The organism is Streptomyces sp. NBC_01788, assembly GCF_035917575.1.
GTDB lineage: Bacteria > Actinomycetota > Actinomycetes > Streptomycetales > Streptomycetaceae > Streptomyces.
Window position 1 is genome coordinate 3,389,796 of the sequence record NZ_CP109090.1, and the last position, 12,579, is coordinate 3,402,374.

The 12,579-nt window shown below is 70.0% G+C and carries 15 protein-coding genes and 1 pseudogene; 10 read left to right on the forward strand and 6 right to left on the reverse strand.

Features of this window, described 5'->3' with window-relative positions; all coding sequences use genetic code 11:
• Positions 1 to 41: 41 nt before the first annotated feature.
• Complete coding sequence (pth, locus tag OIE49_RS15320) at positions 42 to 644, forward strand: aminoacyl-tRNA hydrolase (protein ID WP_326802801.1); 603 nt, start codon at positions 42 to 44, stop codon at positions 642 to 644.
• Between the two features lie 53 nt (positions 645 to 697).
• Positions 698 to 1,204, forward strand: a complete 507-nt coding sequence (locus tag OIE49_RS15325) for a hypothetical protein (protein ID WP_326802802.1) — start codon at positions 698 to 700, stop codon at positions 1,202 to 1,204.
• Positions 1,205 to 1,275: 71 nt separating this feature from the next.
• Here the strand turns inward: OIE49_RS15325 and ppc are convergent, their stop codons facing one another.
• Positions 1,276 to 4,017, reverse strand: coding sequence for a phosphoenolpyruvate carboxylase (gene ppc, locus OIE49_RS15330; protein ID WP_326802803.1), 2,742 nt, complete (start codon positions 4,015 to 4,017; stop codon positions 1,276 to 1,278).
• Between the two features lie 290 nt (positions 4,018 to 4,307).
• Between ppc and OIE49_RS15335 the strand changes: the two genes are divergently transcribed.
• The 4 genes from OIE49_RS15335 to OIE49_RS15350 are packed head-to-tail and all read left to right on the forward strand — an operon-like array spanning position 4,308 to position 6,546.
• The gene (locus tag OIE49_RS15335; protein ID WP_326802804.1) at positions 4,308 to 5,315 is read left to right on the forward strand and encodes an acyl-CoA desaturase; all 1,008 of its coding nucleotides are present in this window, start codon (positions 4,308 to 4,310) and stop codon (positions 5,313 to 5,315) included.
• Positions 5,312 to 5,986: a TetR/AcrR family transcriptional regulator gene (locus tag OIE49_RS15340; protein ID WP_326802805.1), complete on the forward strand. Its 675-nt coding sequence runs from the start codon at positions 5,312 to 5,314 to the stop codon at positions 5,984 to 5,986. Before OIE49_RS15335 ends, OIE49_RS15340 begins: the two co-directional genes overlap by 4 nt.
• Before the next feature lie 60 nt (positions 5,987 to 6,046).
• Complete coding sequence (locus OIE49_RS15345; RefSeq protein ID WP_326802806.1) at positions 6,047 to 6,301, forward strand: type II toxin-antitoxin system Phd/YefM family antitoxin; 255 nt, start codon at positions 6,047 to 6,049, stop codon at positions 6,299 to 6,301.
• Positions 6,298 to 6,546 carry a type II toxin-antitoxin system RelE family toxin gene (locus OIE49_RS15350; protein ID WP_326802807.1) on the forward strand — a complete coding sequence of 83 codons (249 nt, stop codon included), beginning with the start codon at positions 6,298 to 6,300 and terminating at the stop codon, positions 6,544 to 6,546. The genes OIE49_RS15345 and OIE49_RS15350 overlap by 4 nt, the downstream gene beginning before the upstream one ends.
• Here OIE49_RS15350 and OIE49_RS15355 read toward each other — a convergent pair.
• Both OIE49_RS15355 and OIE49_RS15360 read right to left on the reverse strand, forming a co-directional pair.
• The gene (locus tag OIE49_RS15355) at positions 6,521 to 6,901 is read right to left on the reverse strand and encodes a VOC family protein (RefSeq protein ID WP_326802808.1); all 381 of its coding nucleotides are present in this window, start codon (positions 6,899 to 6,901) and stop codon (positions 6,521 to 6,523) included. The two genes, OIE49_RS15350 and OIE49_RS15355, sit on opposite strands and share 26 nt — an antisense overlap.
• Positions 6,902 to 6,904: 3 nt before the next feature.
• The gene (locus OIE49_RS15360) at positions 6,905 to 7,723 is read right to left on the reverse strand and encodes a trans-aconitate 2-methyltransferase (RefSeq protein WP_326806239.1); all 819 of its coding nucleotides are present in this window, start codon (positions 7,721 to 7,723) and stop codon (positions 6,905 to 6,907) included.
• Between the two features lie 140 nt (positions 7,724 to 7,863).
• Between OIE49_RS15360 and tamR the strand changes: the two genes are divergently transcribed.
• A complete protein-coding gene (tamR, locus tag OIE49_RS15365) occupies positions 7,864 to 8,361 on the forward strand; it encodes a MarR family transcriptional regulator TamR (protein WP_100571061.1) in 498 nt (165 codons plus the stop codon).
• 59 nt (positions 8,362 to 8,420) lie between these two features.
• On the opposite strand, the gene OIE49_RS15370 is transcribed toward tamR, so the two are convergent.
• Positions 8,421 to 9,194 (reverse strand): response regulator transcription factor, encoded by a 774-nt coding sequence (locus OIE49_RS15370; protein WP_326802809.1) that lies wholly within the window; start codon positions 9,192 to 9,194, stop codon positions 8,421 to 8,423.
• 273 nt (positions 9,195 to 9,467) lie between these two features.
• Between OIE49_RS15370 and OIE49_RS15375 the strand changes: the two genes are divergently transcribed.
• On the forward strand, positions 9,468 to 9,911 hold the full coding sequence (locus OIE49_RS15375; RefSeq protein WP_326802810.1) for a GNAT family N-acetyltransferase: 444 nt from the start codon (positions 9,468 to 9,470) through the stop codon (positions 9,909 to 9,911).
• 14 nt (positions 9,912 to 9,925) lie between these two features.
• Here the strand turns inward: OIE49_RS15375 and OIE49_RS15380 are convergent.
• Positions 9,926 to 10,135, reverse strand: a pseudogene (locus tag OIE49_RS15380) (Uma2 family endonuclease); the annotation flags it as partial.
• Between the two features lie 115 nt (positions 10,136 to 10,250).
• Positions 10,251 to 11,006: an ATP-binding protein gene (locus OIE49_RS15385; protein ID WP_326802811.1), complete on the reverse strand. Its 756-nt coding sequence runs from the start codon at positions 11,004 to 11,006 to the stop codon at positions 10,251 to 10,253.
• Between the two features lie 282 nt (positions 11,007 to 11,288).
• Here OIE49_RS15385 and OIE49_RS15390 point away from each other — a divergent pair, with 282 nt between their 5' ends.
• Positions 11,289 to 12,161, forward strand: a complete 873-nt coding sequence (locus OIE49_RS15390; protein ID WP_326802812.1) for a helix-turn-helix domain-containing protein — start codon at positions 11,289 to 11,291, stop codon at positions 12,159 to 12,161.
• On the forward strand, positions 12,158 to 12,364 hold the full coding sequence (locus OIE49_RS15395; protein WP_326802813.1) for a DUF397 domain-containing protein: 207 nt from the start codon (positions 12,158 to 12,160) through the stop codon (positions 12,362 to 12,364). Before OIE49_RS15390 ends, OIE49_RS15395 begins: the two co-directional genes overlap by 4 nt.
• Positions 12,365 to 12,579 lie beyond the last annotated feature (215 nt).

Consider the following 12,579-nt stretch of genomic DNA (forward strand, 5'->3'; position numbering starts at 1 on the left):
GGGGGGCGGCGGCCGGCGCGTATGACGCCTATTGAGGAGACATGGACGTGACGACCTCCGCGAACGATCCCTGGCTGATCGTCGGCCTCGGTAATCCCGGACCGGAGTACGCCATGAACCGGCACAACGTCGGGTTCATGACGGTGGATCTGCTGGCCGACCGGATCGGGGGCCGGTTCAAGCGGGCGGGCAAGGCGCAGGCCCAGGTGGTGGAGGGGCGGATCGGTCCCCCCGGGCCGGAGAGCCGCCGGGTGGTCCTGGTGAAGCCGATGTCGTTCATGAACCTGTCCGGCGGGCCGGTGAACGCGCTGCGCGACTTCTACAAGGTGCCGCTCGGCAACATCGTGGCGGTCCACGACGAACTGGACATCGACTACGGCGTGCTGCGGCTGAAGCTGGGCGGCGGCGACAACGGCCACAACGGGCTGAAGTCGATGACGAAGGCGATGGGTCCCGACTACCACCGGGTGCGGTTCGGGATCGGACGCCCGCCGGGCCGGATGCAGGTGGCGGACTTCGTGCTCAAGGACTTCTCCTCCGCCGAGCGCAAGGAGCTGGACTACTTCGTGGACCGGACGGCGGACTCGGTGGAGTGTCTGCTGGCGGAGGGTCTGGAGCGGGCACAAAGCGCGTACAACTCCTGACTTGTCCCCCCGCTGACGGCCCCCGGAGTTGACCGCTCGTAGCGACATGGCCAATGATCCCGGCCATGCCTGCCGCCACCGCAAGACGTTCCCGCCAGGCCTCCCACACCGCGCTCCGGTTCGGCCGGGTGGCGGCCATGGGCGCGGTCACGGTGCTGATCCTCATCGCGGGCGTGTGGGCGTCCTGGCACACCGCGCCGTACGTGATGCTCACCAAGGGGCGCGAGCACGGCACGATCGAGGTGACGCGGTGCGAGGGCGACACGTGCACCGGGCCCTACACCCCGGTCTCCACGGGGTCGACGGCCCGCGACCGGGCGGTGATCGACCACACCGTGGCGGTGCGCAAGGGGCAGACCTACAGCGTCGTCGTGAAACCGGGGACCGACGAGGTGGTCCGCTCGGGCCCCGCCGGGATCCTGTACGCGTGGGCCCCGCTGGGCGGTGCGCTGCTGCTGGCCTCGGTGGTCGTGGCGGGCGGGCTGCGGCAGACCCGGGCGGCGTGGGTGCTGGCGGGCTCCGGGATCGCGCTGTTGACGGCGGTCTTCGTGGCGCTGTGAGCCGTAGGACATGAAAGTGCCCCCGGTCCCGCACGGATCTCCGTACGGCACCGGGGGCATTCGTGTGCCGGTCAGCCGGTGTTGCGCAGGCCGGCCGCCACACCGTTGACGGTGAGCAGCAGGGCCCGGGAGAGCAGCGGGTCCGGCTCCTGGCCGGCCGCCGCCGCGTCGCGCTGCCGCTTGAGCAGGGTGACCTGGAGGTAGGAGATCGGGTCGAGGTAGGCGTCGCGGATGGCGAAGGTCTGCCGGAGCACGGGCTGGGCGTCGAGGAGTTCACTCTCGCCGGTGACGCGCAGCACCTCGCGCACGGTGAGTTCGTGCTCGGCCCGGATGGTCTCGAAGACGTGCTTGAGCTCGTCGGGGACGAGGGTGTCGACGTAGTGCTGCGCGATGCGCAGGTCGGTCTTGGCGAGGGTCATCTCGACGTTGGAGATGAAGTTGCGGAAGAAGTGCCACTGCCTGTGCATCTCGTCGAGCACGGTGTCCCCTTCCAGCCGCAGGCCTGCCTCGCGCAGCGCCTTCAGGCCGGAGCCCACGCCGAACCAGCCGGGCACGATCTGCCGGGACTGGGTCCAGCCGAACACCCAGGGGATGGCCCGCAGTCCGTCGAGTCCGGCGCCTGAGTCGGGGCGGCGCGAGGGCCGCGAGCCCAGGTGCAGGTCGGCGAGCTGGTCCACGGGGGTGGAGGCGAAGAAGTACGCCGGCAGGTCGGGGTCCTCGACGAGCCTGCGGTAGGCGGCGTGGGCGGCGTCGGACACCACGTCCATCGCGGCGTCCCAGCGGGCCAGCGCCTCCACCGACTGGCGCGGGGCGGTGTGCAGGGCGGAGGCCTGGAGGGTCGCCGCGAGCGTCAGTTCCAGGTTCTCCCGGGCCAGGGACGGGATCAGGTACTTGTCGGAGATGACCTCGCCCTGCTCGGTCACCTTGATCTCGCCCTCCAGCGTGCCCCAGGGCTGGGCGAGGATGGCGTCGTGGGTGGGGCCGCCGCCGCGGCCGACGGTGCCGCCGCGGCCGTGGAAGAGCCGCAGCCGTACGCCGTAGCGGTGGGCGACGTCGCGCAGGCGCCGCTGGGCGCGGTGGATCTCCCACTGGCTGGTGGTGATGCCGCCGAACTTGGAGGAGTCGGAGTAGCCGAGCATGACCTCCTGCACATCGCCCCGCAGCGCGACCAGGCGCCGGTAGGACGGGTCGGAGAGCATGTCCTCCAGGATGGTGTCGGCCGCCTTGAGCTCGTCGGTGGTCTCAAGCAGCGGCACGATGCCGATCTTCGCCCAGCCCGCGTGCAGGTCGACGAGTCCGGCCTCGCGGGCCAGGACGGCGGCGGCGAAGACGTCGTCGGCGCCCTGGCACATGGAGATGATGTAGGACTCGATCACCTCGGGCCCGAAGACGCGCAGGGCCCGCTTGACCGTCTCGAAGACGCCGAGGGTCTTGGCGCCGGCCGCGTCGACGGGGGCCGGGCTCGGGCCGAGCGGCCGCCTCGACCTCAGCTCCTTGGCGAGCAGCTTGGCGCGGTACTCGCGGGGCATGTCGGCGTAGCGCCAGGACTCCTCGCCGAGCCGGTCGAACAGCTGACCGAGGGCGTGGTGGTGGGCGTCGGCGTGCTCGCGGACGTCCATGGTGGCCAGCTGGAGGCCGAAGGCGGCCAGGGTGCGGATGGTGCGGCCCAGGCGGCCGTCGGCGAACAGGCCACCGCGGTTCTCGCGCAGGGACTCCTGGATGATCCGCAGGTCGTCCAGGAGTTCGGCGGTGCCGAGGTAGTCGCGTCCCGGCTCGTGCGCGGTGCCGGTGGCCAGGCGCTGCTTGGTGTTGACGAGCTTCTGGCGGATGCAGGTGGCCTTGAGCCGGTAGGGCTCCTCGGCGTTGAGCCGCTTGTAGCGGGGGCTGATCTCCGGCAGGTTCTCCAGGTCGGCCCCGAGGGACTGGAGCAGCGCGTCGGTGGCGCCGGTGTAGCGGATCGAGTTGGACAGGAAGCCGCGCAGCTCGTCGATCATGTCGAGGGCGTCGTTGATGCCGTGCTCGTGCTGGAGGATCAGCACGTCCCAGGTGACCTCGGGGGTCACGTTGGGGTTGCCGTCGCGGTCGCCGCCGATCCAGGTGCCGAAGGTGAGGGGGCGGGTGTCGTCGGGCAGCTTGACGCCGGCGCGCTCCAGTTCCGCGGTGAGGTCCTCCAGGACGTCACCGACGGCGCCGGCGTGGAGTTCGTCGAGGTAGTAGATGGCGTTGCGGGACTCGTCGGCGGGCTCGGGGCGGACCACGCGGAGTTCGTCGGTCTGCCAGACGAGGTCGATGTTCTCCGCCAGCCGGGTGTCCAGACGGCGGCGGTCGGACTCGGCGACCGGGGCCTCCAGGAGCGCGGCGATGCGCCGGAGCTTGTTGAGCACCGAGCGGCGGGCGGCCTCGGTGGGGTGGGCGGTGAACACCGGGCGGACGTTGAGGTGCCGGACGGTCTCCCGCAGGTGCTCGGGGTCGGCGTCCTTGAGGCGGTCGGCGGTGCGGGCCAGCAGTCCGCCCTCCGCGGCACGCCGGGCGCGCAGTTCGCGTCCGCGGTGCACCTGCTCGGTGACGTTCGCCAGATGGAAGTAGGTGGAGAAGGCGCGGACCAGCTTGGCCGCGGTGTCGAGTTCGGTACCGCGCAGCAGTTCGGCGGCGGCCTCACCGTCCTCGCGGGTGAGGCGGCGGACCTTCTCGACGAGGTCCAGGAGTTCGGGACCTTCCTGCCGTACGAGGGCCTCCCCGAGGAGGTCACCCAATCGGCGGATGTCGGCACGCAGCTCGGCGCTGGTCGTCGTCTGGTCGTCGGCACTGCTCACAGGTGCGGCTCCTTGCGGGTTGAAGCACGTCTGGGAGGGGACCCGGACGGGTGCCGCGCGGCGGCTGCCGCTTACGGGCCGAGTGTCCGGGAAGGAATTCTTCAGAGCGGACCGCGCTGTCCGACCGCCTCCAAGTCTAGGTGTCGCGGGGGACGCGCAGACCAGGGGCTCTTGCCGCGGCGCGACGCGCTGCCATACTTACGACGCCGTAGGTTACGGAACCGTAGGGAGCTGACCGGTTCCCTGACCCCGACGACCCGTCTCGACTCTCGACCCCACAGGGGACGCCCATGACCACAAGCTCCGATGTGATCGACGACGCCCCGAAGGCGACCGACACCTCTCTTGCCTCCGCCACCCTCGGAGGTGAGCAGAAGCGTTCGGTCGAGCAGATCACGCTGCTGCTCTTCATCACCGTTCCGTTCCTCGCACTGCTCGCCGCGGTGCCGCTGGCATGGGGCTGGGGGGTGAGCTGGCTGGATCTCGGCCTGCTGGTCTTCTTCTACTTCCTCGGCTGTCACGGCATCACGATCGGTTTCCACCGGCATTTCACGCATGGCTCGTTCAAGGCGAAGCGGCCCCTGAAGATCGCGCTGGCGATCGCGGGGTCGATGGCGGTCGAGGGACCCCTGGTCCGCTGGGTCGCCGACCACCGCAGGCACCACAAGTTCTCCGACCACGAGGGTGATCCGCATTCCCCGTGGCGGTACGGCGAGACGGTCCCGGCGCTGCTGAAGGGCCTGTGGTGGGCCCATATCGGCTGGATGTTCGACGAGGAGCAGACGCCGCAGGAGAAGTACGCCCCGGACCTGATCAAGGACCGGACCCTGCGGGCGGTCTCCCGTCAGTTCATCCTCTGGACGGCGGTGTCGCTGCTGCTGCCGGCGTTGATCGGCGGCCTGGTCACGATGTCGTGGTGGGGCGCGTTCACCGCGTTCTTCTGGGGCTCGCTCGTCCGGGTGGCGCTGCTGCACCACGTGACCTGGTCGATCAACTCCATCTGCCACGCGGTCGGCAAGCGCCCGTTCAAGTCGCGGGACCGCTCCGGCAACGTGTGGTGGCTGGCGATCCTGTCCTGCGGCGAGTCCTGGCACAACCTGCACCACGCCGACCCGACCTCCGCCCGGCACGGCGTGGAGCGCGGACAGATCGACTCCTCGGCCCGGATCATCCGCTGGTTCGAGCGGCTCGGCTGGGCCCACGACGTGCGCTGGCCGTCACGCTCGCGTATCGATTCCCGCCGCAACGACGAGCAGGACGGCTCCCGGCGCCGGAGGAGGACCGCCGAGGCGGCATGATTGACGGCGTGGCGACCGACTCGAGCACTTCCAGCAACGAAAAGCCGCGGCGCACGCGCCGTACCCGGATGACCGGTGCCGAGCGCCGCCAGCAACTGCTGGAGATCGGTCGCACGCTGTTCGCGGCGAAGGGTTTCGAGGGCACCTCGGTGGAGGAGATCGCGGCGAAGGCCGGGGTGTCCAAGCCGGTGGTGTACGAGCACTTCGGCGGCAAGGAGGGCCTGTACGCGGTGGTGGTCGACCGCGAGATGCGGCGGCTGCTCGACATGGTGACCGGCTCGCTGACCGCGGGCCACCCCCGCGAGCTGTGCGAGCAGGCGGCGTTCGCCCTGCTGGACTACATCGAGGAGTACACGGACGGCTTCCGCATCCTGGTCCGCGACTCCCCCATCCCCCAGTCGACGGGGTCCTTCGCGTCCCTGATCTCCGACATCGCCACCCAGGTGGAGGACATCCTGGGCCGCGAGTTCAAGTCCCGCGGCTTCGATCCGAAGCTGGCCCCGCTCTACGCGCAGGCGCTGGTCGGCATGGTCGCCCTGACCGGCCAGTGGTGGCTGGACGTGCGCCGCCCGAAGAAGGCCGAGGTCGCCGCCCACCTGGTCAACCTGGCCTGGCACGGCCTCGACGGGCTGGAGCCCCGGCCCCGGCTGATCGGGCACCGGAAGAGCTGAGATCGCCCCATTGAGTGATCTCAATAGACCGCAAGATTAACCTTGTGGCACGATTCGGGTATGACTGAGATCGCGATCAGCGCCGCCCGTTCCCAGCTCGGTGACCTCGTCCGTCGTGCGGCTCACAGCCGCGAGACGATCGCTCTGACCGACCACGGGCACGTGGCCGCCCTCCTCGTATCTCCGCAGGTGATAGAGGATCTTGAGGACGCCTTGGCGGTCTCCGACTACCAGCGGCGGAAGGCCGAGGGAACGCTGGGTGAGGGCATCCCCATGGCGGAGGTCCGGAGGCGACTGGGGCTTGAAAAGCCGTGACCTACGAGATCATCTTTGAACCGCACGCCCTCGACGTCGCAGCGCGATTCCTGAAGGAGGACCCAGCCGCCCTCGCCGGGGTCCTGGACGTGATCGACGAGCTGGCCCACGATCCGCGTCCCGCGGGGTCGACGCCGTACGGCCTGGACATTCGCCGCCTCCGCGTCGGCGAGTACCGGGTTCTGTACGTCATCGACGATGAAGTCATCCGCGTCCTCATCACGCACCTCGGTCGGACGGCCTGAGCTCCTCAAGGAACTCCAGCCGGTTCCCCACCGGATCCTCCGAGTAGAAGCGCTTGTGGCCAGGCAGGTCGTCGTCCCAGGTGACCTGCGCGCCCCGCTCGGCCAGCCGGGCCGCGTACGCCTCGATGGCCGTCACCCGCAGGCCCGGGTGGGCCTTCTTCGCCGGGCGGAAGTCTTGCTCGATGCCCAGGTGGAGCTGTACGGACCCCGCCTGGAACCAGCAGCCGCCGCGCGCGGCCAGTACCGGCGGCTTCGGGACCTCGGTCATGCCGAGGACCCCGGCGTAGTACGCCCGCAGCTGCTCCTCCGAACCGGGCGGGGCGGCGAGCTGGACGTGGTCGATGGCGGCGAGCATGCCTCAGGCCTCCTTGGTGGCGACCGCGAAGACGCGGCGGAAGGGGAACGGGGTGCCGTGCGGTCCGGTCGGGTAGGCCTCGCGCAGGGCGGTGCGGTAGTCGGCCAGGAACTCCTCGCGGGCCGCCGGGTCGTCGGCGAGGGCGGTGAGCACGGGCCGCAGCCCTGTGCCCTTCACCCAGTCGAGGACCGGGTCCTCACCGGTCAGCAGGTGGATGTACGTGGTCTCCCAGACGTCGGCCGCGCAGCCGAGGCCGGTCAGCCGCTCCAGGTAGGCCTCGGGGCCGAGCACCGCGTCCGCGTGGCGCAGGGTGTCCCCGAGCCGGTCGCGCCAGCGGGCGGAACCGGCGAGTTCGCGCATGAGCCGGTGGCTGGGGGCGGAGAAGTTGCCGGGGACCTGGAAGGCGAAGGTGCCGCCCGGGCGCAGCCCCGCCACCCAGTCGGCGAAGCGCTCCGGGTGGCCGGGCACCCACTGGAGCGTGGCGTTGCTGACGATCAGGTCGTACGGCTCGCCGGGGGTCCAGGTGCGGGCGTCGGCGGGTTCGAAGTCGAGGCGGCCGCCGCCAGGGGTGGGGCCCTCGTGGTCGACCACGGCCTTGTCGAGCATCTCCGGTGAGTTGTCGTAGCCGGTGATGTGCGCGGTGGGCCAGCGGCCGGCGAGCAGGGCGGTCACATTGCCGGGGCCGCAGCCGAGGTCGGCGATGCGGGGCCGGTCGCCGGGCAATGCGGGGACACGGGCGACGAGGTCGGTGAAGGGGCGGGCCCGGTGTCCGGCGTGGCGCAGGTACTGGGCGGGGTCCCAGGCGGGACTCTGGGCGGACATGGCGGCCTCCAGGAGGTGCGGGGCGTGGTGCGGGTGGTCGTCGGCGGCTGCGCCCACCACTCTCCCCCGGCACTTATCTCGACGTCAAGAGACTTGACGCCAAGAGACTTCACATCGACACAACCACTACACTGATCGCCATGGAGGACGAGGTCGATCGGCTGGTCGCAGCATGGCGCCGGGAGCGCCCGGACCTCGACGTGGAACCGCTCGAGGTGCTCAGCCGGGTGAGCAGGCTGGCCCGGCACCTGGACCGCGCACGCCGGCTGGCCTTCTCCGAGCACAGCCTGGAACCCTGGGAGTTCGACGTACTGACGGCGCTCAGGCGCGCGGGCTCGCCGTACCAGCTCTCCCCCGGGCAGTTGCTGACCCAGACGCTGGTCACCTCGGGCACGATGACGAACCGTATCGACCGGCTGGCCAAGAAGGGCCTGGTGGAGCGGCTTCCCGACCCCAGCGACCGGCGCGGGGTGCTGGTCCGGCTGACGGACGAGGGCCGGGATCGCGCCGACCGGTCCCTGGCCGGGCTCCTGGACCAGGAGCGCGCGCTGCTGGCCGAGCTGTCGACCGCGCAGCGCGGTGAACTGGCGGGACTGCTGCGCCAGTTGACCGCACCGTTCGACAACATCCCTGGCTGAGGGGGCGCCTGGGCAGGCGCTCTGCTCTCCTCCACGATCCCTGGCTGAGGGGCGCCGGGTCAGGCGCTGCTGCTCTGCTCCACCCCGATCGGCCCGGCGGGCCCCAGATCTGCCGGTCCCACCCCGGCCCGGCGGGCCAGGGCCACGGCGGCCAGGGTGGAGTGCACGCCGAGCTTGCCCAGGACGTTCTGCATATGGGTGCGCACGGTGTGCGGGGACAGGTACAGACGCTCGGCGACGGCCTTGCGGCCAAGACCCGCGACCATGCAGCGCAACACCTCACGCTCGCGCGGGGTCAGCGACTCCACCAGGCGCTCGCTCTCGGTACGGTGCTTGCGGGCGGCGGTCAGCTCCCGCAGCACGCCGGTGAGCAGGGCGGGCGGCAGATGGGTCTCGTCGCGCAGGACCCCGCGGATGACGGTGAGCAGCCGGGACAGCGAGCAGTCCTTGGCGACCCAGCCGCAGGCACCGGCCTGCAGGGCGAGCGCGGCGCGGCGCGGGTCGTCCTTCTCGGCGAGTACGACGGTCCGCACCCCGGGCTGGGCCCCCCGCACTCCGGCTACCAGGGAGATCCCGTCCACCAGTCCGTCCTCGTCGCCCTCCCGCACGGGAACGGCGGGCCGGGCCGCGGGGACGTTGCCGCCGAGGTCGGAGTCGACGAGCACGACGTCGAAGCGGCGCCCCTCCGCGGCCGCCCGCTCCAGACAGCGCAGCGCCGCCGGGCCGGAGCCGGCCGCGGACACCTCCACGTCGGGCTCGGCGGCCAGGGCTGCGGCGAGCGACTCGGCGAAGATGCGGTGGTCGTCGACGACCAGGACTCGGACACGAACCACTGAAAACCCCCTTCCCCACGCTCCTGGTCGGAGCAGGGGAGTCACCCGGCGCCGGAGAACACCGAGGGCGCGGGCCCGACGTCCGGGGCCGAGTGGGCCGGACGGCACTCGCCGTACCGGACCGCCTCCGCGCCCGACGCTGTCCTGCCCGAGCCGTCTCGCCCCCTGACCAGCACCGGCCCCCACCGGTGCCGCTCATCAGAGTACGGGCGGCGGCCAGGAGGGGAAGGCAATTCGCAGAACTGACCAGCCGACGCGTTTAGGGTGTGCCGCATGTTTCGTATTGAGGCAGAAGTCGACAAAGAGCGCCGCGATCTGCTCCGCTCCCGCCTCCGCGACACGAACACCGCGGCCTCGCCGTTCATCGCCGACCTGCGCAGAACCCCGGCCGCCCGGGAAGTCCCCCTCCACCTCTGGGCGTTGAACGACTCCGGCGAACTGGCGGGCGGCCTGGTGGGCCACACCTGGGCGACCTGGCTGCACGTGACCCACCTCTGGGTCGACACCCCCCACCGCGGCACGGGCCTCGGCTCCCGCCTCCTGGCCCGCGCCGAACGCATCGCCCACCGAGACCGCGCCTGCACCGCCGCCCGCCTGGAAACCTGGGACTTCCAGGCCCCGGGCTTCTACCGCAGGCACCACTACAAGGTGGTCTGCGCGATCCCCGACTACCCCCCGGGAATCACCGAATACACCATGATCAAGCCGCTGCCCTGAGCGGCTGCCATCCCTCAGAGCGCGTCGAGCGCCTCCGTGCTGATGTCGATGTCGATCTCGTAGGGCACGTCGAGCTTGAGCCGGTCACGGTGGGTGCCGGTCAGGGCGTACGTCTTGGTCAGCGGGTCGAGTTCGTAGGTGCGGACCACGGGACGATGACCGGAGCCGCTCATCTCGACCAGCCAGAAGTGCGGGATGCCCGCGGCCGCGTACTTGTGCTCCTCCCATGGGCGGCATCTTCGGCCTGCGCGTCCACGGTAACCGCCGCGATCGACGAACGTCGTCACAAAGGGTGACGACCCGACCGGTGGGGTGACTCGGCGGGGGCAGTCGGCTGGGTCAGCACCCGGATGCCCGTGGCCCGGTGGCGATCTCGGCCCAGACCGTCAGACCGCTGCTCGTCCGGTGGGTTCCCCACCGGGTGGCCAGCGTGTCAGTGATGAGCAGCCCGCGTCCGTGTTCACTCTCCGCCGAGGGCATGGACGCGGGGAAAGGAGTGGGGCCCATGCCCGTATCGGTCACACCGACGGTGACCAGAGTGCGCTGCAACGCGCAGGCAACGCTGATCCTGCGACTGCCGCTGTGCTCCAGCGCGTTGGCGACCAGTTCACCGGCGATGATCTCCAGATCCTCGGCCGGACCGGAAGGCAGCTTCCATGAGCGGGCGGTGTCGCGCACATAGCGCCGGGCAGTGGGGGCGGAGGCGAGGTCGTCGCCGGGCAGGGACAACTGGCCGAACGCCAGGGGTGCCGATGAAGTGGAAAGCCCCTGCGGCACGCCCCCGAGCCGGGCTGCCCGGGACCGGGCGATGCGCAGTACGTCGTCGAGAGCGTCAGCCAGTTGTCCGGTGAGGGTGCCGAGTTCACCGACCGCCGACGTGCCGCGCAGTGCGCGGGACCGGCCGAGCAACCGCTCCCCGAGGGCGAGTTGCATCTCCTCGATCCGATCGGCGAGCTGGGAAGCGGTCCCGTCGCCGTCGGTGAGGAGCAGACAGGGCTGCCCGTGGGCGCCGGCCCAGGGCAGCAGTCGTACGAGGTCGGGCACGGCCTTCGCGGCGTCCCGCATGACGTCGTCGCAGTCGCCGAAGCCCGTCACGATGCCTCCGCTCCATGGCGATCCGAGGTAATAGCGAGCCTCCGCAACCATCGAGCTGTGCGCTCCAGGTGGCTGATCACGTCCTCAACTCCTCGCAGAATGGCCGAAATAGAAAGGGAATCCTGTCATGGGAATCCCATAGCAGGATCTCCCACAAAGGGATTTCACCAATGTGGGTGACGTGCTTCGGATTCACGTCCGATTCAGTGAGGCGGCCCATAAAGTCGGCGCGTTGGCTTGCGCAAGGGCCGGAGGAATCGGCTCGAGGAGAGGATCGGCGACATGACCGCTACGCAGACGGGACCGGCCGGCCGCATGCAGATCGCGCGGGGGCTGATCTCACTGCGCGAACGATGCGGGCTCACGCAGACTCAAGTCGCCGAAAGAGCGGGCGTCAGCACCACAACGGTCAGCAGGTACGAGACGTGGCAGGACCGGGCCCGCATCCGGTGGGCAACGGTCAAGGCCTTGGCCGATGCCTGCGAGGCGACCACCCAGGAACGCGAGGCCCTCGTGCTCATCGCCAAGTCGCAAGCCGACGGCTGGTGGGTGGGAAACGGTGCCGTGCCGGAGTGGATGGACCCGCTTGTATCGTTCGAGTACGCAGCCGCGTACGAGCATGTGTTCGCGAACTCCGTTGTGCCAGGCCTGCTACAGACGCCTGAGTACGCCCTCGCCATCCATCAGGCCCGCGAGGTGCGCAGTTCCAACGAAGAGATCGAGCGAATGGTGCAGGCCCGGATCCAGCGCCAGAGCATTCTGACTCGCGCCCCGGCACTGCACCTGTGGGTGGTCCTCGACGAGGCGGTCCTGCACCGCACCGTAGGCGACACTGACGTCATGCGCCGCCAGCTCTCCCACCTTCAGGAGATGGCCGACAGCCCCCACATCGACATCCAGATCCTCCCGTTCAGCGCCGGTGCGCACGCGGCAGGAGCCGGGCACTTCGTACTCCTCGGACGGGACGCCGAACGAGAACACCTCAGCTCGATGGCCGTCGTATACATCGAGATGCGCCGACGTGGCCTCTACCTCGACGACGCGGACGACGTGGGCGCCTACAAACTCACTTTCGACTACCTTCGTTCCCAGGCCGCCGACCCGGCCACCTCAGCACACCTCATCGCGACAGCTAGACAGGAGTTGAAGTCGTGACCGGCATAGCCACCTCCCCAACTCGGCCCGCGCCTCCGGCCTGGATCAAGAGCAGCTACAGCGGAGGGGAGGGCAACGAGTGCGTCGAGGTAGCGTTCCGGGACAGAGCTACCGTCATCCGCGACTCGAAAGCCCCCACACGAGGCGCCCTGTCCGTACCACGTACCGCCTTCGTGGCGTTCATTGAGGCACTGAAGCGGTAACGAATCATTGAGCTGTTGAATCAACACCGTGCCCACTGCGGGGGGCCGTTGCGTCCTGATCTATCAGCGGACCGAGAACAACAAGCACCACACCACACGCAAATGAAGTATTGGCTCGATAAGTTCCGGCATCCAGGCGGGCGCCACAAAGTTTGAGTATGCGTACGCCCACCTGCTCGCAATGATCTCCGCCAGGCCCAGAGGTGCCATCTCAT

Excerpts from the sequence above, each read along its gene's own strand:
- pth (WP_326802801.1), top strand. The coding sequence starts at position 42 with ATGGACGTGACGACCTCCGCGAACGATCCCTGGCTGATCGTCGGCCTC.
- tamR (WP_100571061.1), top strand. The coding sequence starts at position 7,864 with ATGGAGGACGAGGTCGATCGGCTGGTCGCAGCATGGCGCCGGGAGCGC.
- OIE49_RS15340 (WP_326802805.1), top strand. The coding sequence starts at position 5,312 with ATGATTGACGGCGTGGCGACCGACTCGAGCACTTCCAGCAACGAAAAG.
- OIE49_RS15325 (WP_326802802.1), top strand. The coding sequence starts at position 698 with ATGATCCCGGCCATGCCTGCCGCCACCGCAAGACGTTCCCGCCAGGCC.
- OIE49_RS15360 (WP_326806239.1), bottom strand. The coding sequence starts at position 7,723 with ATGTCCGCCCAGAGTCCCGCCTGGGACCCCGCCCAGTACCTGCGCCAC.
- OIE49_RS15355 (WP_326802808.1), bottom strand. The coding sequence starts at position 6,901 with ATGCTCGCCGCCATCGACCACGTCCAGCTCGCCGCCCCGCCCGGTTCG.
- OIE49_RS15345 (WP_326802806.1), top strand. The coding sequence starts at position 6,047 with ATGACTGAGATCGCGATCAGCGCCGCCCGTTCCCAGCTCGGTGACCTC.
- OIE49_RS15390 (WP_326802812.1), top strand. The coding sequence starts at position 11,289 with ATGACCGCTACGCAGACGGGACCGGCCGGCCGCATGCAGATCGCGCGG.
- OIE49_RS15335 (WP_326802804.1), top strand. The coding sequence starts at position 4,308 with ATGACCACAAGCTCCGATGTGATCGACGACGCCCCGAAGGCGACCGAC.
- OIE49_RS15375 (WP_326802810.1), top strand. The coding sequence starts at position 9,468 with ATGTTTCGTATTGAGGCAGAAGTCGACAAAGAGCGCCGCGATCTGCTC.